The sequence below is a fragment of the Spirosoma humi genome (genome assembly GCF_054776575.1).
Genome location: NZ_BAAHBR010000015.1, coordinates 1,107,173 through 1,132,930, shown reverse-complemented (window position 1 = coordinate 1,132,930; position 25,758 = coordinate 1,107,173). Strand labels below are relative to the sequence as shown.

At 48.2% G+C, this 25,758-nt stretch carries 26 protein-coding genes; 8 read left to right on the top strand and 18 right to left on the bottom strand.

Annotated features, from left to right (window positions below; translation table 11 throughout):
- Nucleotides 1–94: 94 nt before the first annotated feature.
- Nucleotides 95–685, top strand: coding sequence for a hypothetical protein (locus tag ACYU8Y_RS21065; protein WP_460940073.1), 591 nt, complete (start codon nucleotides 95–97; stop codon nucleotides 683–685).
- 77 nt (nucleotides 686–762) lie between these two features.
- Nucleotides 763–2,055 (top strand): erythromycin esterase family protein, encoded by a 1,293-nt coding sequence (locus ACYU8Y_RS21060; RefSeq protein WP_460940072.1) that lies wholly within the window; start codon nucleotides 763–765, stop codon nucleotides 2,053–2,055.
- 373 nt (nucleotides 2,056–2,428) lie between these two features.
- Here the strand turns inward: ACYU8Y_RS21060 and ACYU8Y_RS21055 are convergent, their stop codons facing one another.
- Genes ACYU8Y_RS21055 through ACYU8Y_RS21020 form a run of 8 tightly spaced genes read right to left on the bottom strand, consistent with a single transcriptional unit; the run spans nucleotide 2,429 to nucleotide 8,759 of the window.
- Nucleotides 2,429–3,019 carry a 4'-phosphopantetheinyl transferase family protein gene (locus ACYU8Y_RS21055; protein ID WP_460940071.1) on the bottom strand — a complete coding sequence of 197 codons (591 nt, stop codon included), beginning with the start codon at nucleotides 3,017–3,019 and terminating at the stop codon, nucleotides 2,429–2,431.
- On the bottom strand, nucleotides 3,016–3,276 hold the full coding sequence (locus tag ACYU8Y_RS21050) for an acyl carrier protein (protein WP_460940070.1): 261 nt from the start codon (nucleotides 3,274–3,276) through the stop codon (nucleotides 3,016–3,018). Before ACYU8Y_RS21050 ends, ACYU8Y_RS21055 begins: the two co-directional genes overlap by 4 nt.
- Before the next feature lie 9 nt (nucleotides 3,277–3,285).
- Complete coding sequence (locus ACYU8Y_RS21045; RefSeq protein ID WP_460940069.1) at nucleotides 3,286–4,557, bottom strand: beta-ketoacyl-[acyl-carrier-protein] synthase family protein; 1,272 nt, start codon at nucleotides 4,555–4,557, stop codon at nucleotides 3,286–3,288.
- Nucleotides 4,550–4,996 carry a 3-hydroxyacyl-ACP dehydratase FabZ family protein gene (locus ACYU8Y_RS21040; RefSeq protein WP_460940068.1) on the bottom strand — a complete coding sequence of 149 codons (447 nt, stop codon included), beginning with the start codon at nucleotides 4,994–4,996 and terminating at the stop codon, nucleotides 4,550–4,552. The genes ACYU8Y_RS21045 and ACYU8Y_RS21040 overlap by 8 nt, the downstream gene beginning before the upstream one ends.
- Before the next feature lie 11 nt (nucleotides 4,997–5,007).
- Nucleotides 5,008–5,805: an enoyl-ACP reductase FabI gene (locus ACYU8Y_RS21035; RefSeq protein ID WP_460940067.1), complete on the bottom strand. Its 798-nt coding sequence runs from the start codon at nucleotides 5,803–5,805 to the stop codon at nucleotides 5,008–5,010.
- Entirely contained in the window at nucleotides 5,799–6,851 is a 1,053-nt protein-coding gene (locus ACYU8Y_RS21030) for a type III polyketide synthase (protein WP_460940066.1), read from the bottom strand. Before ACYU8Y_RS21030 ends, ACYU8Y_RS21035 begins: the two co-directional genes overlap by 7 nt.
- Nucleotides 6,848–7,561 carry a methyltransferase domain-containing protein gene (locus ACYU8Y_RS21025; protein WP_460940065.1) on the bottom strand — a complete coding sequence of 238 codons (714 nt, stop codon included), beginning with the start codon at nucleotides 7,559–7,561 and terminating at the stop codon, nucleotides 6,848–6,850. The genes ACYU8Y_RS21030 and ACYU8Y_RS21025 overlap by 4 nt, the downstream gene beginning before the upstream one ends.
- Nucleotides 7,562–7,571: 10 nt before the next feature.
- On the bottom strand, nucleotides 7,572–8,759 hold the full coding sequence (locus ACYU8Y_RS21020) for an NAD(P)/FAD-dependent oxidoreductase (protein ID WP_460940064.1): 1,188 nt from the start codon (nucleotides 8,757–8,759) through the stop codon (nucleotides 7,572–7,574).
- Nucleotides 8,760–9,048: 289 nt separating this feature from the next.
- Here ACYU8Y_RS21020 and ACYU8Y_RS21015 point away from each other — a divergent pair, with 289 nt between their 5' ends.
- From ACYU8Y_RS21015 to ACYU8Y_RS21005, 3 genes are all read left to right on the top strand, one after another.
- Nucleotides 9,049–10,389, top strand: a complete 1,341-nt coding sequence (locus ACYU8Y_RS21015) for a sugar porter family MFS transporter (RefSeq protein WP_460940063.1) — start codon at nucleotides 9,049–9,051, stop codon at nucleotides 10,387–10,389.
- A gap of 25 nt (nucleotides 10,390–10,414) precedes the next feature.
- Entirely contained in the window at nucleotides 10,415–11,308 is an 894-nt protein-coding gene (locus tag ACYU8Y_RS21010) for a carbohydrate kinase family protein (RefSeq protein ID WP_460940062.1), read from the top strand.
- Between the two features lie 66 nt (nucleotides 11,309–11,374).
- Nucleotides 11,375–12,907 (top strand): glycoside hydrolase family 32 protein, encoded by a 1,533-nt coding sequence (locus ACYU8Y_RS21005; protein ID WP_460940060.1) that lies wholly within the window; start codon nucleotides 11,375–11,377, stop codon nucleotides 12,905–12,907.
- 30 nt (nucleotides 12,908–12,937) lie between these two features.
- On the opposite strand, the gene ACYU8Y_RS21000 is transcribed toward ACYU8Y_RS21005, so the two are convergent.
- The 3 genes from ACYU8Y_RS21000 to ACYU8Y_RS20990 all read right to left on the bottom strand — a co-directional run bounded on the left by ACYU8Y_RS21000 (nucleotide 12,938) and on the right by ACYU8Y_RS20990 (nucleotide 14,736).
- On the bottom strand, nucleotides 12,938–13,267 hold the full coding sequence (locus tag ACYU8Y_RS21000; protein ID WP_460940058.1) for a hypothetical protein: 330 nt from the start codon (nucleotides 13,265–13,267) through the stop codon (nucleotides 12,938–12,940).
- A gap of 406 nt (nucleotides 13,268–13,673) precedes the next feature.
- Nucleotides 13,674–14,177 carry a DUF6252 domain-containing protein gene (locus tag ACYU8Y_RS20995; RefSeq protein ID WP_460940056.1) on the bottom strand — a complete coding sequence of 168 codons (504 nt, stop codon included), beginning with the start codon at nucleotides 14,175–14,177 and terminating at the stop codon, nucleotides 13,674–13,676.
- 94 nt (nucleotides 14,178–14,271) lie between these two features.
- Complete coding sequence (locus ACYU8Y_RS20990) at nucleotides 14,272–14,736, bottom strand: hypothetical protein (RefSeq protein WP_460940054.1); 465 nt, start codon at nucleotides 14,734–14,736, stop codon at nucleotides 14,272–14,274.
- A 318-nt stretch (nucleotides 14,737–15,054) separates the two neighbouring features.
- Here ACYU8Y_RS20990 and ACYU8Y_RS20985 point away from each other — a divergent pair, with 318 nt between their 5' ends.
- Nucleotides 15,055–15,687, top strand: a complete 633-nt coding sequence (locus tag ACYU8Y_RS20985; RefSeq protein ID WP_460940052.1) for a response regulator — start codon at nucleotides 15,055–15,057, stop codon at nucleotides 15,685–15,687.
- Nucleotides 15,688–15,700: 13 nt separating this feature from the next.
- On the opposite strand, the gene ACYU8Y_RS20980 is transcribed toward ACYU8Y_RS20985, so the two are convergent.
- The 4 genes from ACYU8Y_RS20980 to ACYU8Y_RS20965 form a co-directional block, all read right to left on the bottom strand.
- A complete protein-coding gene (locus tag ACYU8Y_RS20980) occupies nucleotides 15,701–16,732 on the bottom strand; it encodes an aldose epimerase family protein (RefSeq protein WP_460940050.1) in 1,032 nt (343 codons plus the stop codon).
- Between the two features lie 95 nt (nucleotides 16,733–16,827).
- Entirely contained in the window at nucleotides 16,828–17,655 is an 828-nt protein-coding gene (locus tag ACYU8Y_RS20975) for a TIGR02757 family protein (protein ID WP_460940048.1), read from the bottom strand.
- Complete coding sequence (locus ACYU8Y_RS20970) at nucleotides 17,652–17,864, bottom strand: hypothetical protein (RefSeq protein ID WP_460940046.1); 213 nt, start codon at nucleotides 17,862–17,864, stop codon at nucleotides 17,652–17,654. Before ACYU8Y_RS20970 ends, ACYU8Y_RS20975 begins: the two co-directional genes overlap by 4 nt.
- 7 nt (nucleotides 17,865–17,871) lie before the next feature.
- Nucleotides 17,872–19,158: a LysM peptidoglycan-binding domain-containing protein gene (locus ACYU8Y_RS20965; RefSeq protein WP_460940044.1), complete on the bottom strand. Its 1,287-nt coding sequence runs from the start codon at nucleotides 19,156–19,158 to the stop codon at nucleotides 17,872–17,874.
- A 337-nt stretch (nucleotides 19,159–19,495) separates the two neighbouring features.
- On the opposite strand from ACYU8Y_RS20965, the gene porX reads away from it, so the two are divergent.
- The gene (porX, locus tag ACYU8Y_RS20960; RefSeq protein WP_460940043.1) at nucleotides 19,496–21,091 is read left to right on the top strand and encodes a T9SS response regulator signal transducer PorX; all 1,596 of its coding nucleotides are present in this window, start codon (nucleotides 19,496–19,498) and stop codon (nucleotides 21,089–21,091) included.
- 81 nt (nucleotides 21,092–21,172) lie between these two features.
- On the opposite strand, the gene ACYU8Y_RS20955 is transcribed toward porX, so the two are convergent.
- Nucleotides 21,173–22,405 (bottom strand): ROK family transcriptional regulator, encoded by a 1,233-nt coding sequence (locus tag ACYU8Y_RS20955; protein ID WP_460940042.1) that lies wholly within the window; start codon nucleotides 22,403–22,405, stop codon nucleotides 21,173–21,175.
- Between the two features lie 703 nt (nucleotides 22,406–23,108).
- Here ACYU8Y_RS20955 and ACYU8Y_RS20950 point away from each other — a divergent pair.
- Complete coding sequence (locus ACYU8Y_RS20950; protein WP_460940041.1) at nucleotides 23,109–24,185, top strand: dipeptidase; 1,077 nt, start codon at nucleotides 23,109–23,111, stop codon at nucleotides 24,183–24,185.
- 95 nt (nucleotides 24,186–24,280) lie between these two features.
- Here ACYU8Y_RS20950 and ACYU8Y_RS20945 read toward each other — a convergent pair whose 3' ends face one another.
- On the bottom strand, nucleotides 24,281–24,961 hold the full coding sequence (locus tag ACYU8Y_RS20945; RefSeq protein WP_460940040.1) for a cell division ATP-binding protein FtsE: 681 nt from the start codon (nucleotides 24,959–24,961) through the stop codon (nucleotides 24,281–24,283).
- A gap of 118 nt (nucleotides 24,962–25,079) precedes the next feature.
- Nucleotides 25,080–25,745 (bottom strand): fructose-6-phosphate aldolase, encoded by a 666-nt coding sequence (gene fsa, locus ACYU8Y_RS20940; RefSeq protein WP_046575350.1) that lies wholly within the window; start codon nucleotides 25,743–25,745, stop codon nucleotides 25,080–25,082.
- Nucleotides 25,746–25,758: the final 13 nt, after the last annotated feature.

The following is a 25,758-nucleotide window of genomic DNA, read 5'->3' as shown; positions in this document are numbered from 1 at the left end:
AATATTTATAATACAAACTTTTATTCTTTTAGGTATATAGCGTGTACATTTAGGCAGTTTCTATCATATAATGATCACGCCAGAGAATAGCCTTATGAAATACAGCTTTTTCGCTACTATACTATTGCTCACAACACTACTGTTCAATAGCTGCAACACCAAAGACGTTCAACCCCAGGCCCAACTGTTGCCCAATGGTGATCTGGAGCAAGATCCTTCCAAACAGTGGTCCTTAAACTTCCGCGATAACCTGACTGGTAATCCCAATAAGTATAGAGCGGAGTATTCTACTGAAGCCTCGGCCTCACCTACGCATTCACTTAAAATTTCCTGTGATACGATCCGGAATGACACCACCCATTGTTATTTATTGCAACAGATAACCCCAGGCTCGCTCGCTACCGGCGCTAAGTTGACCTTGAAAACAAAAATAAAAACAGTCAATTTGAAAGGAACAGGCCTGACAATGGTGCTTTTTGGCTATAAAACGTACAACACCGGGTCAAAGGTTGTCTTTTCTTCCTTTACACCCATACCTGCCAAAGGCACCACGGACTTCACTGAATACACTGTCGTGCAGGACAAGTATCCCGGTGGTGTCGATTATATCTACGTTGCCCTATTCTACGAAGCCAAGACAACGGGGGGGGCTTACTTTGATGATATCTATTTGACGGCTGATTGACGAGGGAAAAAGCCTGTCAGGTAAAGAATCTCCCGTAAACCTATCGTCAGCCGTACTACCTACTAAAGGGTACAATCATGTGGCCTAGCAAAGAAAAGTGTACCTGGTTTTTCGTTTATAGCCTGCTTACGGGCTGCCTGTTACTCCCCGTTAGCTGTAAACAGCCAGAGCCAACCGTCCCTTTATCCACTGAGGAGACTGCTTTAGTGCAGGCCTTGAATCAGGTTATTCTACCGCTGAAAGACGCCGACCCCGCTCGTAATTTCGCTGAATTGACACCCCTGGATTCGGTTTTCAGCCAGGTGCAACTGGTTGGCATGGGCGAGGCCACCCACGGCACCCACGAATTTTTTCAGATGAAAGCCCGGCTGTTTCGCTATCTGGTTGAGCAGCATGGCTTTCGAACCCTGGCGTTCGAGGCTAGTTTTGGCAGCTGCGTGTTGGTGAACCGCTATATTCATGGCCAATCGACTTCATTCAGAAACGCCACGGATGCCGTAAAAAGTATGGGCTACTGGACCTGGAGCACCACTGAAGTACGCGACCTAATCGAGTGGATGAGGCAGTACAATACGGGCAAACCCGCTGATGAGCAGCTTTCTTTCTACGGCTTTGATTGCCAAACCCTGAATGATAATTACCCGTTGATCAACGAGTTTTTGACTAAGGTAGACGTAGATACCTATAATAAGCTCCCTGAGTTATACCACAATCCGGCTCGAATTGGGGAGATTTATGACCTGTTTGTGGCCAATGAAGGAAAGTGGGTAGCCGCTGGTGGGCGCATGGATTACGAAATAGCTAAACAAGCAGCTCAAATCCTTGTTCAGCAACAGGGTGTCACAAAGTACGGAGGCTGCAAGCGGGATCAGTACATGGCCGAAAATACTCAGTGGCTAATCAACACCCTGCATGTGGGCAAAGTAAGTTTATGGGCGCATAATTACCATATCGGAAACTGGCCGGGTGCTTGTGGTAGCGGCTCTTCCGTGATGGGCGCCTATTTAAAACAGCAATTCAAGCAACAGTATCTGGCTGTAGGCACGAGTTCATCAAATGGGTCGTTCAATGCGTTATCGACCTCTCATTCCTTTGATGTGTTTTCGGAGCAGAGTCAGAAGGTTACCCGCTCGTATAACTATCTGATGGGTAAAACAAAGTATACAAACTTTGCCCTTAATTTAAATCAACCTTTGTTAGGGAATTTGTTGCTGAACTGGCTCACAGAGGAACATCTCCTGTTTGAACCGGGTGCCATTTATGACGCGAGTAAAGCCGACGATTATTACTACGTCCCCTATTCTTTGAAAGGACGCTTTGATGTACTGATTCATTTTCGGGAGACGACCCCTAGCCAGTTCTTACCTTAGGTTGTCGGGGATGAGAAGGACTTTTCTTTAAGGCTGCTTCTTTCCCTAAACGTAAGAGGGGTGTGAAAAGGACATTTCAGCCCCCGTTCTGGCTTTGGCAACATCTTATCAAGGTCACTTCGTTGATTTGCGTTTCCTTAGAAACCACCAAAGGGCTATGACAAGAACAACGATCACCAGGATTGGCAAAATCAGACTGCCTTTGTAAATCACGCCGTAATACTCGTCTGAAGCTGGTTGGGGTTGTCTGATCGTATTCATTCTGTCTAAGGTTAATGGGGTTACTTACTTGACGTGGCTTCTGCAGTACATAATTGGTATAAAGTGATGAATGACTTTTCTCACCCGTTCCACAAGAGACTTTGTTTCAGGGCTATTCTAGTCCAATGGCATACGCGCCGTAATGGCCGTGGTGACTGATGCTGATTGGTACGGTTGCCGAGTCGCCGATAGTCAGAACGGGAACGCCGAGACTGTCTTTGCCGATGTGAATTTTTTGCCCGGACGCCGGGAAGAACGCCGAGCTATGTTGCCTGATCGACTGTCGAATAAGATCGTGATGGCTCTGATAGTCAGTTGTTTTGAAAGGAATAATTGCCTGGCTATAGGGTAGGGCTGTAGTAGCCGCCAAGGCCACCGTAGCGATGTATTGCGAACTGATCAGGGATCTGGTTCGATAGCCTTCGAAATGAAAGACAGTCCCTTCGGCTGTCGATTCGGTAACGTCGTTGAGAGAGCAGGCTAGTTTTGCAGGGGCAAAGTTCCGCTTTTTTGTTCTTCGAACGGCTACTTTATACGCACTTTCCTTCATGCTCCACAACAGCCAGACCATACGATCAGGATCGGCTGCGTCGTGAATGAGTTGCTGCTCGTGGTGCGTAAAAACTTTGTCAAGAAAGCCTTTCCGACGCCAGTTACTGTCCTGCCTGGCCTGTGCTAAATCGACAATGTCATTGCCGATCATATCTTTTCCGCCAGTTTGTCAAGGATAATGTCGATGGATGAACCGACGGTGAGCATCCGTTCCATGGCTTCGTTGTCAATGACAATGTCGAATTCTTCCTCAACATCCAGTGCAATATCGACCAGATTGGCTGAGTTTATTTTCAGGTCATTCAGGAAGTCGGTAGTTTCCGTAACGTGGGCAAACGCCTGTTCATCCTGCACGTAGGGCTTCACAATTTTCTTAAGTGTATCGATTAATTCGTCCTTGGTTTGCATATTCCTTGATTACGACTGGAACTTGGTTAAAATAACGCACGCATTTACGTCGCCAAAGCCAAAGTTAGCTTTCGCAATTACATTAATATCTTTTCTGATTAGCTCGTGAGGAATTTTCTCCGGCGCGATCATAGCTGCAATGTCGGGGTGCACGTCTTCGCAGTTAATGGATGGGTAAATAAAATCATGGTGCAACTCCAGTACAGCAGCTACGCATTCGATACTGCCAGCCGCGCTGAGGCAATGCCCTACCATGGATTTCAACGAGTTGATGTAGGGAAAGTCGGTTTCCTTCCGGCCCAGGGCGTTGCACCAGGCACTTACTTCGGCGGAGTCTTTACTGGTAGCCGTTAAATGCCCGTCGATAAGATCGATCGCTTCGGGGCGAATATGGGCGGCTGCCAATGCCTGTTGAATACACCGTCTGACGGCCGACGCGTTCGGGGCAGTCATGGAACCTCCGCCCCGCTGACCACCCGAATTCAATTGACCCCCCAGTACTTCGGCATATATGGGAGCCTTTCGCTCCAGCGCCGATTCCAGCGATTCTAAAACCAGCGCACCGGCTCCGCTGCCGGGTACAAACCCACTGGCCGTAGCGCTCAGTGGTCTCGATGCTCGTTCGGGCGCATCGTTGAACTGGTAGGGCATAACGCGCATGGCGTCGAAGCCTCCCCAGATGTAAGGACCATGATCGCTGCAACTACCAGCCAACACCCGTTTTGCCCGCCCACTGACAATGCGTTCATAACCAAGCAATAAAGCTTCGGTTCCTGTTGCACAGGCCGATGAATTGGCCGTTAACTGGTTGCCGCAGCCAATCATACCGCCCAAAAAAGCACTAACCCCACTGGTCATTGTCTGAACGACAACCGTGCTGCCCAGCCGCCTGACTTGTCCGTCGTCGACTTTATAAATTGATTCTCTGAACTTGTCAATGCCCAGAATGCCGGTACCGAACACAATGCCGCTGTCCCAATCGGGTTCATCGGTGGCAATGGGAAGTCCTGCGTTCTGCCAGGCTTCCATACCCGCGACGACGCCATAAATTATGCCGCTGCTATTAAGCTGACGGAGTTGTAACTCGCTGAAATACTGCTTTTTGATAGCTTCCGTAACGGGAGGAATACCGCCAATCTGGCACGAGAATGCCAGGTCAGCCAGACTCTGCTGAAACGCAATGCCGCTGCGTCCTGCCTGGATAGCATCCAGAAAAGCAGGAATACCCACCGCGTTAGGAGCGGCTACGCCTAAACCCGTTATGACAACTCGGTTACGCATGATCGGTTGGTTTCATCATTCCCGAAATAGTACCCCGACAGACCAGTTCAGCACGGCTATTCCACATCTCGACTTTACATTTTAACTTATGAAACCGGAAATATTCTTTCGTCGACCGAACCATAACGGTTTCGGTGGGGAAAACGGGCTTGAAAAAGTCGATTTGTGTACTCGTCATCGCAATACCAATAGCAGCGGTCCGTGTTTGATCGAGCAAAAAAATACCCAGACAAACGACGCCGATCTGCGCCATTACTTCGGTCAGAATGACACCAGGTGTTACGGGAGCCTGTTTGAAATGACCTTCGTAAAAAAAAGAATCTTCCGGGAATGTGTAACTGCCTTCCACGCCGTTTTCATCGACGCGGTGCAGCGTATCGACAAACAGAAAAGGCTCGGCGTAGGGTAATTTCTGCTGAATGTGGGTGAAGTCCTGCACAGGGTAGCCGTTTATTGAAGGTGTTCTCCGCCATTAACCGTAATGACGGTACCGTTAATCCAGGCAGCTTCTTCTTTGCACAACAAATAAACCACGTCAGCCACATCCTCAGGGGTGGTGAGCCTTGAAAAGGGATTCCGTAGTAGGCTGTGACTCAGTAACACATCGGCACCCGGAATAAGGCGTAAGGAAGCTGTATCGGTAACGCCCGCCATGATGCAGTTGGCGCGAATGCCAAAAGGAGCCATTTCCAGAGCAATGCTCCTGGATATGGCTTCCAGAGCGGCTTTAGCCGTCGAAACAGCTGCGTAGTTAGCCCAGGCTTTCTGGCTGCCCTCGCTGGTAAAACTGATGACACGAGCATCGGGCGCAAACAAACCCGCCGAAAAAAGCGCTTTGGTCCAGTCATATAAGCTGATCGCCATAGCATCGATCGTTAACTGAAAGTCGTCGTGCTGAAGTTGTCGAGCCTCGGTTGATACAATGGGTTTTAAATTTCCTTTGGCAATGCTATGTACCAGGGCTCTGATTTTTCCTTCTGCGCCCAGGGTTTCGGTCAGGGTGTCAATGACAATCGTCCGCTTCTCGGGATTGGTCGCGTCGACGTTGTATTGTTTGAGCAAAATTCCTTCGGCTTCCAGTTCCGAAAAGGCGCGGTTTACATTGGGTAAATCCGTTTTTCGTGTGCGGTGCACAAGGCAGAGGTTCATGCCCTGCCTGGCCAGTTTTCTGGCTGTGGCCAGTCCTAATCCTGTACTGCCGCCCAGAATAAGCGCCCAATAGTGTTTGTCTCTAAATTCGTTTACCACTGTAACAAAACGCGTTGCGCTGTAAATCCGGGACCAAAACTTAGCATAAGCCCATAGTCGCCATTGGCCAGGGGTTTATCCATAAAGCGCTCCAGTACATACAGTACCGTAGCGCTCGACATATTTCCGTAAAGCCTCAAGACCTCTTTGGTATCATCGATGTTTTTCCCCAGCTTACCGAATAACTCCTGAATGACGTCAACGATTTTGCGCCCGCCGGGGTGAAAAATGAGGTGGGCAATATCGCCGATGACCAGGCCATTTTTCGCCAGGAAGGGATGAACAATAGCCGGGAAATGGGCTGCAATGTTATCCGTAACGGTTTTATCGAGTACCATTTGTAACCCGCTGTTTGTCAGGTTGAAGCCCATCATGTGCGTGGCATCATAAAAATGATACATTTCTTCCGAAACGACCTCCGGCCCACCGTCATCCTCGTGAGAGGACAGCAGCACACAGGCTGCACCGTCGCCAAATATAGCCGCACTAACGATGTTGGGCATCGAGAAATCATCTAGCTGAAACGTAGCTGTCGGCGACTCGACCGCGAGTAGGGCCGCTCGCTTTCCCGGATTTGCTTTCAGGAAATTCTTCGCGTAAATGATGCCCGAGACACCCGCCACACAGCCCATTTCCGTAACCGGCAACCGAACGATGTCCTGCTTCATCTGGAGGCTATTGATCAGATACGCGTCCAGCGACGGAATCATGATGCCAGTGCAGCTCACGGTGATGAGGTAATCAATATCGGTCGTTTTCCAGTTTACTTTGGCCAACGCTTTGGTTAGGGCATCTTCGCCCAATTTGATGCACTCGCGGGTATAAATGGCGTTTTTTTCTTCGAAAGACGTTTCCGCGAACACTTCTGTTGGGCTCATGATGGAGTATCGCCGATCGACAGCCGCGTTTTCGAAGATCTTTTTTACTTTCCGTTGAAAACGGCTCTCCTGTCCATCCAGCCAGGCGTCCAGAAACGGTAAAATATCACTGGTATCCCGCCAGTGTTGGGGTAATGACTTTGCAACGGCCGCTATTCGTACACTCATATCGTTTTAATAATCCATTGATAGCGGAAAGCCCATCGCCAGGTGACCCGATAGGTTTTTAACCGTAATTGTTTTGAAAAAGATACTAGCTCCGGTTTTTTAAAGCCACGCAAAATAGACGTCAGTCCATCTTCCCGCGACATAGCATTGAGCCGAAAAACAAAGCAAATGAGTTGGAATAAACGGTAAGCCAGTGCCGAACGCTGCAAATCGTTGACGACGACGCCAAGTTTAGCTTTTTTCGCGAACAGACTCATCAAGTGTAAAATCTCTTTATCGCTAAAATGGTGCAGGGTCAGGGTGCACAAGGCAATGTCGTAATCGATAGTGGCAAAATCATCATCGAAAATGTTTTTAACCGCATACGATACGGCGGGAAAACCCGTGGAGCAAGCTCGTGCATGATTGATGGTATAGGCGTTAGCATCAATCCCCAGAATCTGAACTGTAAGTCCTTCCTGTCTGGCGAAATTGGCCACCGCCCGACACATATCCCCGTTGCCGCAGCCTACATCAACTACGGAGAGAACGTTCTCTTTGGGCCAGTGCTTGATTAACTCCCTGATACCGTCCAGCGTAATGCTGTTGCCGCCCAGCCAGTGGTTAATAACCGCAATTTTATCCAACGCGTCGCGCAACACATCGCCTTCTAACGAAAAGTCATCCATAATCTCTTCTTTGGATGTGCGCTGTGCGGTACTTAAAAACATCGGATTACGTTTACTGAGGGTTAAATGAGCTGATTACCGAAATTGGATTTTGATCAACCAACAACGGTCGACCGTGCGTTTGCCTAATAATACGGGGCAGCAGACCGGGGACCAGATGTAAGCCCTTTAGCAGAGCGGACGTGATGCTCGGTGAGGTCAAAATGGATTGCACAAGTCGACCGGTTAGGAGCCGTCCTTTAAACTCCGCCGACCAGGCTGCGGCATATTGCGTCTCCAACGCTAAACGATTGGCTATCTGCCCCTCGAAGAACCGGATAATCAGTTCAGAAACCAGCTTGGCACTATGAATGGCCATGGCCATGCCGTTGCCGCAAAGAGGGTGAATCAATCCGGCCGTATCGCCACACATAAGCATGTGGTTTTCAACCGGCTCTTTCCGGTCAAACGAAATCTGACTAATCGTCAGTGGTTTATCGAACAAAGGAGTAGCGTCGGTAAAAAACTCATGGAGAAGCGGATTTTTGGCAAGGATCTGTTTCTGAAACGCGTCGATGTTCCTGAACCGTTTAAAGATCCGGTAATTCGCTAAGTAACAGGCATTGACAACCCCGTTCTCGACCTGCGACAGTCCACAATAGCCGCCCTCAAAGTTATGAAGAGCTACCTGGTCATTCGGAAGGTTGGCCCGGTAGTGTGCTTTTACGCCCAGCCAGGGCGATTCGTGCTGAAAAAACGCTCGTTGCAGCCGTTTGTCCAATTGGGAGCGCTTTCCGTAGGCCCCAATAACAACTTTAGCCGTATAGCTCTTCTTCGCCGAGGTTGTGGCCGTAAAGCCGTCTTTAATAAACGTAACGTCCGTTACATCAGCCTGCTGTTCGATCGCAACGCCCGCCTGCCGGGCAGTAGTGGCTAAAAAATGATCCAGCCTGTATCGACTGATCCCGAATCCACCTAAGGGAAGTTGGCTCTCAATCGTTTTTCCGGCGGCTGTGCTCAACAAAAAACGCTGAATGTGGGTTGGCTTCAATTCCTCAATCTCGATACCCAGGTAGTGTAGATAGGGGAGGACCTCATTCGAGACATATTCCCCGCATACTTTGTGCTGGGGATAGGTATGCTTTTCCAGTAGTATGACGCGCAAATCTGATTTAGCTAAATGAATGCCCGCTGTTAAACCTGCCAGGCCTCCACCAATAATCAGTACATCGGCATCATATATCATTCCTGGGGACGTCATTGCTGTTAAAACGAGCGTAACATGGAATAGGTTTTAATTTTTAAGTGAGTTGTTGGGGACATCGACCAGAGTCGGTTTTTCTATTAAAGTTCTCCTGAAACAAAATCGAAATTTAATGCATCATAACTGAAAAAAGATTTGTCGGATTTAAGTTAATGGATTGATTTATAGTGATTTATTCGCTTGTCTCATTTCGAAACTATTTGAACGATTCCCGAAAGTCAGTCTTCTGATTATCCGTTAGTTTTGAGTAGAAGTAATCCGGAAATCACTCGTTCTACGGTAACCTATGAGTCAGAAACAACGAATCTTTTTTTGGTCCATTACCGCTGCTTTAGGCGGCTTTCTGTTCGGCTTCGACACCGCCGTTATCTCTGGCGTCGAGCAGTCGCTTCAATCGTTGTGGCAGCTCAATGTGTGGGAGCACGGACTCACCGTTTCCATTGCGCTTATCGGTACGGTGATCGGCTCTATGCTGGGAGGCATACCAACCCAAACGCTGGGCCGCAAAAAAACGCTGTTCTGGATCGCTATTCTGTACTTACTGGCATCTATCGGGACGGCTCTGTCCACAGAATGGGGCGTTTTTCTCGTCTTTCGGTTTCTGGGTGGACTGGGCGTTGGCGCTTCTTCGGTAGCAGCGCCCATGTACATAACGGAAATTTCGCCCGCCAAGTCTCGGGGTAAATTGGTGGGCCTTTTTCAGTTTAATGTTGTGCTTGGCATTCTGATCGCCTATTTGTCCAATTACCTTTTGCAGGGTATTGGCGACGATGCGTGGCGCTGGATGCTGGGTGTTCAGGCGTTGCCGTCGCTGATTTTCCTGATTGCCGTACTCAACATTCCCGAAAGTCCACGCTGGCTGCTGCTCGAAAAAAGAAACCGGTCCGGCGATTCAGTGGACGAAGCTCGTGCCGTGTTGAACATGATCGATCCTGCTACGGCAGAACAGACGCTGGCTGACATTCAGGCTAGCCACCAGTCGACCAAAACGTCGAGCGGGTTGTTCTCGGGTAAGTACAAAACACCGGTTATGTTGGCTGTACTGTTCGCCGTTTTCAATCAGGTATCCGGCATCAACGCCATTATTTATTACGCCCCACGAATTTTTGAAATGACGGGCTTAGGTAAAAGCTCGGCGCTCCTCTCGTCGACGGGCATTGGCGTCATCAACCTTATTTTTACCATGATCTCCATGAATCTGATTGATCGCTATGGTCGGCGAACCCTAATGAAAATTGGATCCGTGGGGTTAATTGTGACTTTGGGCCTGGTTGCCAGGGCTTTTTACCTGGAAGAATTCAGCGGTATGACCGTGCCCCTGTTACTGTTCGCCTATATCGCCTTCTTCGGTTTTTCACAGGGTGCGGTAATCTGGGTGTTTATCTCTGAGATCTTTCCCAACGAAGTACGCTCCAGTGGGCAGGCTCTGGGCAGTTTTACGCACTGGCTGATGGCCGCTATTATCACATTCACGTTTCCGTATCTGGCTGAACATTTTGGCGGAGGAAATACATTTCTATTCTTCACGATCATGATGGTCCTTCAGCTCCTGTTCGTTATCCGGCTCATGCCCGAAACGAAGGGCACCAGTCTGGAGCAGATTGAAAAAACGTTCGCTGTTCATTAGTTCACAACCCTAAACTTTATCAAGGATGAAATCGACAATAACCTGTTTCGGCGAAATATTATGGGATGTGTTGCCAACCAGCAAACAGCCCGGTGGGGCACCCATGAACGTAGCGGCCGATCTGCGAAACTTTGGTATCAATTCTCAACTGGTGAGTCGTGTCGGTAGTGACGATCTGGGCCGCGAACTCCTCGACTTTCTGGACCAGAAAGGGCTGCCCCTCAATCTGATCCAGATTGGCCAGACACACCTGACAGGCGTAGCGAAAGCCAACATATCGGATTTGAACGAGGTGACCTACAAGATTGTCCAGCCGGTTGCCTGGGATTACATTCAACTCGAACCGGCGCTACTCGATGTCGTTCGGAACAGCGCTTTCTTCGTATATGGCAGTTTAGCGGCTCGTAGCCCACAAACGCACGAAACATTAATGGCGCTACTGGCCGTTGCCCCCCGGAAAGTATTCGATGTAAACCTACGGGCACCTCATTATAAGCGGGCTACGGTGGAGGAATTGCTTAGTCAGGCTAGTATTGCCAAACTTAATGAACACGAGTTGGTGGAACTGGCGAGCTGGTATGGTGAAGAAAATGACCTGCACCGGGCCATGCATCAATTGCGCAATCAATTTAAACTCGAGAAACTGATTGTAACGCTCGGGGAGCATGGTGCTGTTCTGCTGGATCAGGCAGGCCTGCATAGCCAGGTAGGCTTCCCCGTCGACGTTGCCGATACCATTGGTAGTGGTGATGCCTTTCTGGCGGCTTTTCTCTATCAAATCATGCAGGGAGCTTCTCCGCAGAAAACATTAGAATTTGCCTGTGCCACAGGTTCTTATGTGGCTATGCAGCATGGAGCTACTCCCTCATTTTCTGAAAAGACAATTAGAAACAATATCCTGTCTACTACGGCTATATAGCCTGCCTGAAGGGTAGTGAACCGTATATTGGCCACGATCGCCTTCGACTTAACTCACGTATATATCATGCGAAAGCTGCTCGTTTATTCGTTTCTGCTGGTTTTACTAAGTCATGTTTCCTATGGCCAAGTGAGCCAGCCTGCTCTGAAGCCAGCGTTACATCGGCCTCTATTTCATTTTTCGCCCAAGGCACACTGGATGAATGACCCGAACGGGATGGTTTATCTGAACGGAACGTACCACCTGTTTTTCCAGTATTACCCGGATGGCACGACTTGGGGGCCTATGCACTGGGGGCACGCCACCAGCCACGATATGGTTCGTTGGCAGGAACAGCCAATTGCTTTGTATCCAGACAGTTTAGGGCTGATTTTCTCGGGTAGCGCGGTCGTTGACGTAGCGAATACCAGCGGCTTTGGCAAAGACGGAAAAACACCGTTGGTCGCTATTTTCACGCATCACAACACTAAGTTAGAGAAAGAAAAATCGGATAAGTTTCAATACCAGAGTCTGGCGTATAGCCTTGACGAGGGAAAGACGTGGACTAAATATGCCGGTAACCCAGTCTTGCCCAATCCGGGCATTACCGATTTTCGGGATCCTAAAGTTCGCTGGTTTGAGCCGCAGAAAAAATGGATTATGACACTGGCTACCAAAGATCGTGTCACCTTTTATTCGTCGCCAAACCTTAAGGATTGGACCAAAGAAAGTGATTTCGGACACGATCTGGGTGCGCACGGCGGGGTGTGGGAGTGCCCGGATTTGTTTCCATTGACGTATAAGGGCCAGAAAGCCTGGGTATTGCTGGTGAGTATCAATCCCGGCGGACCGAATGGCGGTTCAGCGACGCAGTATTTTGTGGGCGATTTTGATGGTAAAAGCTTTAAACCGTATTCCGCCAAAACCAAATGGATGGATTATGGGACAGACAATTATGCGGGTGTAACCTTCGCCAATACGGGTGAGCGGACTATATTAATGGGATGGATGAGCAATTGGCAGTATGCTGGCGTTGTGCCTACCTCGCCCTGGCGTAGCGCCATGACCGTGCCCCGGATGCTTGGTCTGCGCGAAGCTAACAAGGAGCTTTACCTTACGTCGACGCCCGTTAAAGAGCTGAGCGTGCTTAATGGCCCAGCGATCTCAATGAAGAATGTGTCCGTGAAAGGACAGGTCGATCTGACCGCCAAAACGAAAAATGATGCAGGCTTAATCAAACTGGAGTTGACTACTCAGAACACGAACGATTTCTCCATTGTGTTAGCTAATGACCAGGGAAATGAGGTGGTGATCGGCTACGATAAACAGGAGAAAGGCTACTACATCGACCGCAGCCACTCGGGTAAAACAGACTTTGAGAAGGGATTTGGTAAGCGTCATACAGCCCCGCGTCTGTCGCCGGATACCAACATGTCAATGACTCTCCTGATCGATGTGGCTTCTGTCGAGTTGTTTGCCGATAACGGGCTTACCGTGATGACAGACATCTTCTTCCCGGATAAGTCGATGACTAAGCTGTTTATCAAATCGGCTGCCGGTATTACGGTTAGCAACTTGACCTGCACTAAGCTAACTGCCGCAAGTCGGGCAGGGCTATAAGTTTACCAGAAGAAAATTGGTGTGTAGTGGTTAGCGGCTAGTTGCATCCGCCGTAGCGATTGCCTCCGGGACAGTAGTTTCCTCCTGTTGCCGAGTGTCGTTTTGCTGCCGGAGGTTCTTCGCAATTGCTGTAATCTGATCGCCTAGTGGGCCCTGTTCTTCAATGGGAGCCCGGTCGTACTTGATTTGTCGCTTTGGCTCCCAATAGAAAAGCTCTGTCTTGGCGTCATAGATGCCAATTGGTTCGTGATCTTCCAGGGTGAGTAGGTGTTGCAAAGCCGTTTCGGCTTCTGCCTGTGTACTACTGTATAGATGATGAAACTGCTGGTTGAATAGATAGATAACGGAAAAGCGATTCATGCTGTTAATCTGATAAGATAAAGTTCAAGGACACGGATCAAGGCTAACGCAGACAGTTAACAATGAATAAGCGTGAGCTCGTGTCTGTGTGGTTAAGTAACTAATTAGCCGATCGTTAGTACCCTAATGATCGGCTAATTAGCTTACAATCAAACCTTAACATTGTTCAGACTCCTATTCGGCAACAAGGTAACTAGTCGATAAGGCCAAATAGTTTTCATTTATTGGTATAGTGCAAGAAGTGCTTCTTATGTTTTAGTATAAGGCGGTATTAAGTGCAACAGTAGTCTGTTCATCACACATGAATGAGAGTGTTATAGGTATGGTAATGCCGCTACTTGGTTAACTTAATTACTTAGTTCATTCATGTATTTTTCATACGAAGATTGACCGTTAAGCGTAGTTGTCAAAAAATAGCCGCGTCAAAAGTGCCTTCAAGAGTATATATTTTCCCGTCCTGCTCATTTTTACCCGTTGCGGAAAAGGTGCCACTACACCGGGTTTGAGTTATCGTTTTCACAACAGCTTCACCTGCGCTAGGTCGTAACAAGCCATCCGTTCCAGCATAAATGGGTGGTAAGGCATCGCTTTGGTACATGAAATTAGCTTTTCCGGACGTTAATGGTTGGCTACCCGTGATGAATGGATAGGTACCAGCGGTATTTCCCTGCAAACTTAAAACAAGGGAGTGTTTGTTATCGGGACTTGTAATGACTACCTCATAACCATTTCCACCAACGCCAACGGTGTTGGTCGTCTCAAACTGGGTAATGACTTGCCCGTTTTGGCTTAACTTGATCGTTCCGGAGCCTGGGCTACCGCTGCCTTGCGGATCGTCATTTTTCTTGCTACAGCTAACCAGTATAGTCAGCCCAATGAGAATAAAGTAAATGAAAAAAGGAGTTTTCATAATTGGTTGATTTAGGTGAACTACGTATTTCAATTGGGAAAAGCAGGGCGCCGTAAACCTGCAATGGCATTAACTTACCGGACCAGCGGGTTCTTTAATTACGTTGGAATTCGACGGTGTGCCGAACTGTTGTCTCTTTTTGCGCTTCATCGAACACCCATTTCATGGTTGTACCACTCAGTTGTAGGTCGTACTCCGTACGGTGCCCCTTACCATCCTGCAAGACGATTTTGTTCCCTGTGGCTTCCCACGAGGCTTTGCCGGAAGGCATAAACTTGCTGGCCGCTTTCATGATCAGGTTACCCAGCGGATTTTGGCATCCCTTAACGGGAGTCATTTTCAACGTACCATCGGCGTTGAGTAGTAAGCCCATGTCCTCCTGACAGCCGCCATAAAGGTCTTTGAAATGCGTGTAAATGTCTGTAACCCCATTTTGGGCGGGGTCTACCCGATGAGCGATCATGCGCCAGGAGCCGGTCACATCCGGTGAATTGACGGCTGTGGTTTGGAAACTAAATGCGGGAAATAAGAGCAACCCGCTCACAATGAGGCTTTTCATAGTATTATTAAGGCTAAATTTGGTTGGTCAAATGTCCCTAATAGCTGTAGCCTTATCCATAACCCTTTTCACCCATTGAGCAACCGGTTCGGTACACTTGAGTCAAGAAGTGGCGAACTGATGACAAGGGAGAAATTGGGGGACTTAGCCATGACGAGTCCGTCGACGGGAACAACGAACCGACATTTTGTAGCCTCGAGTTCGATGTGTGCAGCCCAAGGTAATGGACTGACCCGAAAGGGTTATTGACAAACCCTTTTCAATGTGTGTCCTTTGTTAATAAATGTTTGTTGGGTTCAACTTTTACGCCCGTAAACTATGACGACCATCTCTATCTACGAAGACAATGACGACTTGCGGGCGTTACTCAAACTACTGGTTGAGAGTGTTGCGGACTTTTCGGTCGTTGGGGCTTACAGCAATGGGCGACGGGTTATGGAGCAGGTGCGTCAGGATAAGCCTGATGTGGTGCTGATGGATATCGACATGCCGGGCCGTAACGGGATTGACTGCGTCCGGTTAATAAAGGAAGTCAGTGTCGATATTGCCGTATTGATGCACACCGTTTTTGATGACGATGATCGGCTATTTGCCTGCCTGAGCAATGGCGCTGATGGGTATCTGCTAAAAAAAGACACGTCGACTCAACTTCTGAATGCCCTGCATGAAGTAATCGATGGGGGAGGACCCATGTCGCCGGGGATTGCCCGTCGGGTATTGAAAACTTTCCAGCAGGCACCCCAGCCTGCTCGGCCAACGTATAATATTACCGAGCGTGAACGGCAAATTTTAAAATGGCTCGCCCAGGGATATACGTATCGAATGATTGCCATTCACGGTACCATTTCCGTTGAAACGGTACGCAGGCATCTAAAAAATATATACCATAAGCTCCATGTTCAGTGCGGCACCGAAGCCGTGGCCAAAGCGATAGGCGAACGAATAATTTAATGCCACGTAGTTGTTACGACAGCCTCACCCACATCGTACCGGAAAGTGTTTCGCCTGGGTTCAGAATGGTTAAACCGTCGCCGTTATTGAAGGCGTCAACATTGGCTGTGAGCGGCTCAATGGCAATGCTATCCCGCCGGGGCGGTGTGTAACAAACAAGGTAATTAAGTTTGTTCTCACCAGTTTGCTGGCCAACAACGAGTTTGACGCCCGTTTCCAAAGAGGTCAGAATCGTTTCGGCAAACGGATCTGGCGCACCCGGTTCGCTCGTTGGCTCAATGGCAAAAGCCGTATCGAGCTGCTGTCCCTCCAACATTATTGTACCACCCGGCTCAAGCCCCTGTCTACCCTCCGGAATCATGTTCTCATTAAGAACGATAGGTGACCGGTTTGGCAACGACAAGCTCATTTGATCGACAGGTTCTTCCGAAAGAGTGAAATACGGATGCCAGCCAAAGGCAGCCGGACAACGCGTGGAGCCTGTGTTGAGTGCTGAGTAGCTGATTTGCAGGGCACACATACGGTCATCATCTGCATGGTCTCCGTAGTTTAGTTGATTGGCCTGTACTAATTTGTACGTAACTGTCAGGGTAAACGGAAACGGATAACCGATTGTGTCGCCCTCATACACATAACGTACCACCAGTTGAGCATACGTAGCTGTTGTTTCCTGACTGACGACCGAAAAGGGCCGCCCATGAACAAATCCATGAATGGCATTGTCCCGCTTCGACTCGTTCATTTTCAGGGTGTAGTCGGCCCCTTCGAAGTGATAGATTCCATGCCGAATCCGGCTGGGAAATGGATAAAGCAGCGCACCCGCGTAGCCTTCATCACTGAAAAGAGCTTGCGGTGACTCGGGCGTCAGTAAGAGGGCAAACAGATCGTGGCCTTTTCGTAACACCAACCGGCGGAGAATACCCCCATATCCTGGAACAATGGTGATGAATTCGCCTGTTTCGGTATGTTCGAGTACGTACTCAATTAGTGGATCGGTTGCGTCTGGCAGTGTGCCAAATTCCTGGGTCGTTATCTGAAAGGGCATATTGTAAAAATGCAGGTCAGTGCTTTTGTAATCCTTCCAGACTATGTATTGTTTTGTAGAAGTCCGAAAAAACCAGTGTAAACCCCAAAAAAAATTTACATCTCGCCTTCCACGCCCAGGCCAAAAAGGGCGAAGTCGTACCGAACCGGGTCCGACGGGTCAAATTGCCGAAGGGTTTCGGTTAGCTCAAGAGCGGCTTTCCAATCGGTTTGGGGGCGGGAAAGCAATTTCAACTGACGAGCTACCCGGTTGACGTGCACATCGATCGGTATGACCAACTGATCAGGGCGCAAACGTGTCCAGATGCCAAAATCAACGCCCCGGTCATCCTGTCGTACCATCCAGCGCAAAAACATCAGCAATCGCTTGCAGGCCGAATTCCGCGCAGGGGTCGCAATGTGTTTCCGCGTGCGTTCGGGGAAAAAATCGGTAAGTCCGCAAAACCGGTCATGAAACGCAATCAGCGACTGCTCGACCGCGAATGGCTCCGTCAGAGAATCGCTTGTTTCGGCGGACAGCTTCCATGATACGTTAGGTAGAAAAGCATCTTCCAGGGAGTCATGCTCCTGGTAATACTGGCGGAAAAAGTGGAGAAAATACAGCGCGTCGGTTGCGTTGAACGTGCGATGTTTGAAGGCCAAAAAACGCTTCAGATCGCTTTCCTGATGACTCCGGATGAAATCATAAGGGTCCCCATCCATAAGCTCAACCAATTCAGTTGTTTTTTTTAGAATAACCGGGCGTTGGCCCCAGGCCAGAACGGCCGCCCAGAATCCCATAATTTCAATGTCCTGCTTCCGGCTAAAGCGGTGCGGAATACTAATGGGATCGCGCTCAATAAAGGAAGGCCGATTGTATTGATCGGCCTTCGCATCTAAAAAGTCTTTTAAAGAAGAACTGTGTTTACGCTCATCGGTCATCATTTACTCCTTCCTCCACTAACCACCCAGGCCGCTGCTTTCGAAATACCCGAAAAAATAGCCAGCAGTCCGGACATGACAAACGTGAAGACCGCGATGAACGGGTAAGCCAGGGTGAACATAATGCTGAATGTCAAATAGCCCGGCGAAGCTTTCATTTGTTCGTCGCGTTCACGGTGACGTCGGGCAATCCGTTCTTCTTTTGTTTCCATACTTGAGTTATCGAACAATGTAACTTACCTCAGCCCGAAAACGCCGATCCTCGGGCGAAAGTTTCGCAAAGGCCTGTGTCGATAATTTAATTAGAATCTTATCATTCACGCCAGTGTTGGGCAACCGGCCAATTACTTTTACCCACAGGCTCTGGTTGTTAAATTCATTTCGTACCTGAACCAGCGTGCCGATGGGGGCTGTCCGGTGCAAGGCCAGATATTTACCTGAACCATCGTTGCCCTCGATCATCTCGGCTACCCCGCTGCTTGACATTCGCCGACCGCGTGTTGGCATGGGTGCATCATTGCCCGGCCGGGGTGGTTCAATTACTTCGGCTGGCTTTTCGGATGACTTCTCCGTTAATTTGTCGGTTGTTTTTTCGACTGGTTTCGCGGCTGGCCTGGCTTCCGGTTCAACGGGTTTTGTGGCGACCGGGGCGGGTGTAGGTACGGGTGAGCGTTCGGGTTTTGGCTCCGCGGGTGTTACCGATTTTGGTTCGGTAGGATGCGTCTCGGCCGGCCGGGTTGGTACATGGGGTGTCGTTTCCGGTTCGGACCGTCGGTTTGGTGTTTCGGTTGGCTTTGCGGGTGTTTCGTTTACTTTTGCCGGTGTGGCTGGCGCCGGAGACGATGGCATACGATCCACGTAAGCTTTTTCAGAAACAATCAATGCCTGACCAATCAGGACGTTGTTGCCGGGTAAGTTGTTCCATTTGCGCAAATCGGCCTGCGACACCCCGTACCGGCTGGCCAGACTATACAGCGTTTGCCGGGGTTCAACCACGTGTATTCCCACCTTCGCTGGATCATCGGCCCTGATAATTTGTTTTTCAGCTGTTTTTTTATCCGCCGTCTTTTCAGACTTTGCTTCTTTAGATACTGACGGCTCTTTAGGCTCGACTACCGTTTTTTCCTTCTCAACGGCTTTCGCTTCTTTTTTCTCCGATTTCTCCTGCTTCTTGATCGCTTTATCGATTACTTTTTCTTCTTTCCGGCTCAGGGTGCCATCGGGAATGGGAATTCTGACCAGTTCAGCGTATTTGACCGTATTAGTCAGCGTTGGATTGGCCGCTCTTATATCTGCTACTGAGCGACCATACCGACGGGCGATGGCATAAAGCGTCTGGCCCTCGTCGACACGGTGGATAATAAATCGTTTACCTTCTTTTTTTTCAACGCCAATCGAATCAGCAACAGTTGCCTTTGCGGGTATAACTGGCTTAGCCTCAATAGCATGAAGGGATAATATGCCGCTTACCAGCCATAATGCAGTGGGAACAGGATTTTTTTTCATGGAGTAGTATCAGCCGGGAAGTAGTCGAAGTCATGCACAACGGCCAACTCTATAAACGGCATATCGTCTAAAATTAGGGAAAAATAGGTCTGTTTTTATATAGAACCGGCAATCAATTGTAGGATTGTCCGGTTCAAAGAACGGTTTTGGTTTACTTTATTGGCTATAGTTTTGACAAAAATACCTTTTTCTGCTGTTAAAAAACCTTAACGCCGAACCACCTGAACAGAAGCGGTCGTTTGCTGTTTAACTATGAAGGAGCGAGGTGTTAAAAAGGGAGCATTACCGGCGGTAAGGTCCTTCTCCTAACTCCTACCTTCTCACTCCTTACACTATTATGCAAAATTATTCGATACTTTGGGCCGATGACGAAATAGACCTCCTCAAGCCCCACATTCTTTTTCTGAAAAATAAGGGATACGACGTTACCCCTGTCAATAGTGGTGCCGATGCGCTGGATCAGGTTGAGCAGACGAACTACGACGTTGTATTTCTGGATGAAATGATGCCCGGTATGACCGGGTTGGAAACACTGTCGCAGATAAAGCAGATACGCCCCAACCTGCCGGTGGTTATGATTACCAAGAGTGAAGAAGAACACATCATGGAAGAGGCCATCGGCTCTAAAATCGCCGATTACCTGATCAAGCCCCTCAACCCTAATCAAATTCTGCTGTCAGTCAAAAAGATCCTGGATAACAAACGGCTCGTAACGGAACGTACCAACATTGGCTATCAGCAGGATTTTCGCAACATTTCCATGCAGTACAATGATCGCATGGATTTTGACGAATGGGTAGATGTCTACAAAAAGCTCATCTATTGGGAGTTAGAACTCGACAGCTCGCAGGATAAAAGTATGTCGGAGGTGATGAACATGCAGAAGAGTGAAGCGAACTCTGAATTCTGTAAGTTCGTGATGGACAATTACGAAGACTGGCTGAACGAACCAAAAATGGAAAGCCCTGTCATGTCGCATCAGCTGATGCGCAAGAAAGTGTTTCCGTTGGTGGAAGCCGGTGGCAGCTCGGCCGCGTCGGGTGGAGCACCGGCCGGTGGGGCACCCCTGTTCTTTCTGCTGATCGATAACCTACGCTACGATCAATGGAAAATTATCGAGCCTCTGCTGGCCGAATACTTTACTGTTGAAGAGGAATCGTCTTATTACTCTATTTTGCCAACGACGACCGGATTTGCCCGGAACGCCATTTTCTCGGGCATGATGCCCAGTGAAATGGAGCGGAAGCATCCTGATTTATGGGTTAATGACGACAGCGAAGACGAGGGGCTGAATAACCACGAAGAGGAGTTTCTGCGTCGGCAACTTGAGCAAAGTCGCCTGAATATCAAGATGTCATACCATAAGATTCTGAATGTCAACCAGGGTAAATCGCTTGTCGATAACTTCAATAACCTGCTGCAGAATCAACTGAATGTTATTGTTTACAACTTCGTGGATATGCTGTCGCATGCCCGCACGGACATGGCGATGATCAAGGAACTGGCTCCCGATGAGTCAGCGTATCGGTCCATCACCCGGTCCTGGTTCCTGCACTCGCCTTTGCTGGAGTTTATTCAGAAAGTTGCGGCTAAAGGCGGTCGGTTAATTGTTACAACCGACCACGGAATGATCCGGGTGCAGAAACCCGCCAAGATTGTTGGTTATCGCGAAACCAACACGAACTTGCGCTACAAACAGGGCAAAAACCTTGGCTTTGATGACAATCACCTGTTTGTGGGCCGTAAACCAGAGCGGTTATTCCTGCCGAAGCCACACGTATCGACCGCTTACGTGTTTACGCTGGAAGATTATTTCTTCGCGTATCCAAACAACTACAACTATTACGTTAACCATTATCGCAATACCTTCCAGCATGGTGGCGTGTCGCTCGAAGAGATGATTATTCCCTTTTCTTACCTGAAGGCGAAATAGGGGCGCAGTTACGTATATATAGAGCGGGTGAATTCCAGGGCCAGTCAGCACTGACATCCTGAAATTCACCCTTTTTGCTGATCAATAGTTCGCGAAAATGTCTTCCATCATGTAGGCATGCGTGCCCAGCCATTTGGCGGTTCCTTCCAACTGGGTGAGTTCAATGGTCATGTCATTCCGGAAATCGCTCAAGCAATACTTACTGATCGCCTGCTCGATGGTGTTTAAAATAAAAGCAGCTGCTTTGGCCAGCACGCCATCCACAATAATGATCTCAGGATTGAACAAACTGATGGCCACGGCCAACCCTTTGCCCAATTGAAAGCCCGTTTCATGCAGCACATCAATCGCGTAGGAATCGCCATGATGGGCTGCGTTGATAATTTCGTCGATGTCAATTTGATCGACCTGATCCCGGAAAGAAGCCATTTTAGAAACCTGTCCCGCCAAAATATCCCGTTGCACGCGTTTAACCAGTGCCGATGCCGAGGTAATGGTGTTGAGGCATCCGATTTTACCACAGTAACAAAGCTCGCCTTCCGGATCAACCTGGATATGTCCCAGTTCGCCGGCAAATCCACTGGCCCCCTGAAATACGTCGCCATTGACGACGATACCGAGTCCTACACCCCAGTCGATATTGATGGCCAGAACCTGTTTTTTGCCTTGGGCTCCGCCAAATCGGCTTTCACCAAGTACAGTGGCTTTAGTATCGTTAATCAGATAAACCGGTTTGTTTAGCAGTTCAGATAACCCATGTGTTAACGATTCTCCGGTTTGCTGGAGATTCATATAGGTTAAGTTTATGCCCCGGCGGGCATCGATCAACCCCGGCATCGACACCCCAACGGCGAGAATATCCTTTGGCTTGATGCCCGAATCGGCCAGTGCGCTAGTAAAATAATGAGCCAATGAGGACAAAAAAGTTGGATTATCCTGAAGCCGTAAATCATAATCACCCCGAAAAATAATTTTTCGGTAAATGTTCATGAACAGAATTTTGGTGTCGTGCGTACTGACATCCAGCACGGCCACGTAGTTATGTTGTGTGTTTAGACCGAATAAAACGGGTCGGCGTCCATTGCTGCCGGTGGCTGTCCCGATTGGCGTTACCCACTTCGTATTAATAAGCTCTTCTACGAGACTCGTAACGGATGGCACGCTGCTGTGCAGTGTCTTTGTGAGGTGGGCAAGTGTACAGGTTCCTTCGGTATATAAGTGAGCTAATACCTTTCGCTGTTTTTGATTCTTCTTATAATCAACGACCGATTGCGAAATTGTTGATTCTTCATCAATTGTAAACGGTATATTCATATCAAACAATCAGGGAGTAGTCTTAACGGATGATCTTATTCTGCAGAAACACAGAGTTTGATTGCCAAAGCATTTGAAATAGTTAAACTACTTATGTACGTTTAGTTCATTATTTTAATAACTCAGCAAGTTTATGAAGTCATGATGGATTAACTACTGTTATATATTAAAAAAAATAGTAATCCAATGGATGTTACATGCTTTATTAGACTGCTCACACATTCAAACGATCTCTATAGTAATCAAGGTAATTAACGGTTCAGGGTGCATAGATTGTTTAGATTCAACTATTCACATAAATTTTTAGTGTAAGCTTTAGTCTTTTCAATAACCTTGGCTGGACGGTCGGATGAACCATTAAAGTCGACGCCAACAATGGCCGGGTGAGAGCCAGTCACTGATTCAGCACCGAATCTGTTTTCATCGCCAGCCCAACTGTGTTGTATTCAGTGACATGTTGATGATCAAGCAGAATATGCTTTCGATTGATCTTCCGCAAATTATGACACAGCGCCTTTGTTTCTTCTGTTGCCTTTACCTTGACCCGTTTGTTTTGAACATTATCGCCCAGAAGAGATATGCTGCTGAGGAGATTTAACAGGAGGAATACCTTGCACGCATAATTGAGACGAAATAAGTGAACTTGCTTCAATCGTGCTTATTTTACACGGTTGAACACAACCTCTTTATAAAAAGCCTTCTTATGCAGACACGAAAGCGATTTCTGAAAAATGTATGTACGCTAGCGGCTGGTGCTTCTTTATTGCCTGTAGATAAGCTGGTAGCCTTTACGAGACCAGCGGCCAAAAAGTCAATCTATTTTGACTTTCATTGCCATCCGGGATGGTCGTTTACCGAGCGTAACTTTGCGCATAACGGGGAGACAACGCAAACGGTTAGGGACATGAAGGAAGGCCATTTGACCAGCGGGTTTCTCGCTCTGGTAGCTGATGCGCCTTTGATAAAACCAGGCCCAAAAGGGATTATTATTAATCGAAAATATGCACCGGGAGATGGCTGGGCAGAATATAAACGCCAGCTACAGCGCCTTAAAGAGGTGTTTGCGCAGATGGGCGTTCCATTTTCGAGCGACCTAAATGAACTGAATGCTAAAACCAGCGGTCCAGTTGGGTATCTAGCGGTAGAAGGGGGTGATTTTTTAGATGACCAGCTAAGTCGGATTGAAGAAGCGTATCAGGATGGGGTTCGATCTATTCAATTGGTGCACTACGCACCTAATAATCTCGGTGATCTTCAAACGTCTGAAACAACGTTTAATGGATTGTCGCCGTTTGGTAAAGACGTCGTAAAAAAGATGAATGAATTAGGCATGGTGATTGATGTAGCCCACGCTTCATTTCAAACGACTAAAGATGTCGCCAACCTGACAAATGCCCCGATCATTTTATCGCATAGTATTTTGCAACTGGATGCCGATCGTCCAATTGCACTAAGGGCTATTTCCAAAGAGCACGCAAAATTAGTTGCCGATACAAGCGGGGTCATCGGTGCTTGGCCTTCGGGGTTCAATAAAAATTTTGATGAGTATATCGATAACATAAAGCGACTGATTGATGTGGTCGGCATTGATCACGTAGGGATCGGTACTGATATGAGTGCCAACTTTCAGCCGGTTTTAACCAATTATACGCAATACCCCCAGGTGGCAGAAGCTTTAAAAGTGAAAGGTCTGACTAGTGACGAAGTGGATAAGGTTATGGGCGAAAATGCCAAAATTGTATTAGAGAGGATCGCTAAATCCAGGACGAAGAAGTCATAATACGCGCTTCATTTTGAATCCAACGAACCTTGACTTGACTACAATCCTCTTTCAGCAGGGTCATCCCGTTGTGATCGTAAGATGATAACAGCCAATTACCCTTTCAGTTCGATCACCTGACCATCCTGGCAGCGCAGCACTCGTGCGGGGTATTTGTGCAGAAGGTCGTAATTGTGGGTAGCCATCAGAACAGCCGTACCGGCATTGTTGATGGCTTGGAATACTTTCATGATTTGGTCCGTAACGGCCGGATCCAGATTACCGGTGGGCTCATCCGCAATGAGGATTTGCGGTTCGTTTAGCATCGCACGGGCCACAACTACCCGTTGCTGTTCGCCACCCGAAAGTTGATGGGGCATTTTTTTCTGGGCCGTTCCCAGACCAACTTGCATGAGCACCTCGGCAATACGGTTGTTCATGTCCGTTTTATTGCTCCAGCCGGTTGCCTTGAGCACAAACTTCAAATTATCTTCGACCGAGCGATCAAAAAATAACTGAAAATCTTGGAAGACAATGCCAATTTTTCGGCGTAGCTGCGGAATATCCCGGGGCTTCAGCGCGTCGAGCGAATAACCCGCGACAGTTCCTTTCCCATTTTGAAGCCAGAGGTCGGCATACAGCGTTTTCAGAAGCGAGGTTTTGCCACTGCCCGTTCGGCCGATGAGGTAAGCAAAGTCGCCTTTGTTGATTTGAAAGGATACGTCGCCCAGTACCAACTTCTTCTCCTGGTAGATGTCGGCATGATCGAGCGTAAGAACGGGTTCCGTAGAAAACATAAGGATGGTTTAGGTTCCGGGTAGTCAGTTCCGGAATTTAGGTTTACGGTTGGCTGGTACAAAATCGAACGTGCGCCAACCAACTGTAAACCTAAACTCAAAGACCAGTCACCGTAAACTATTTTACTGGCAGATTTGCTTTTTCGTGGTCAGCCAGGAATTTAGCCAGACCGCTATCCGTGAGGGGATGGCTAAGCAACATTTTCATAACGCTCAAAGGAGCTGTCATGATATCGGCGCCAATCTCCGCACATTGGATAACGTGCATCGGGTGACGTACGGATGCCGCCAGTACTTCGGTGGTGTAACCGTAGTTGGTAAAGATGGTCACGATCTGCTCGATCAGGGCCATACCGTCAGTTGAAATATCATCTAACCGGCCAACGAAGGGAGATACGTAGGTAGCTCCTGCTTTAGCGGCCAGTAGTGCCTGACCAGCCGAAAAAATCAGCGTACAGTTGGTGCGGATGCCTTTTTCAGAAAAATATTTGATTGCCTTGATGCTGTCGCCACTCATTGGCACTTTTACCACGATATTTTCGTCAATATCGGCCAATTCTTCACCTTCTTTGATCATCTCGTCGTAGGTGACGGAGATAACTTCAGCGCTAACATCGCTCTGTACAATTTCGCAGATTTGCTTATAATGGCGCATTACGTTGTCTTTGCCCGTAATACCTTCTTTCGCCATCAGTGATGGGTTGGTAGTAACCCCGTCGAGAATCCCCATATCCTGGGCTTCGCGAATGTCAGCCAGATTGGCTGTGTCAATGAAAAATTTCATGGTTAAACAATTA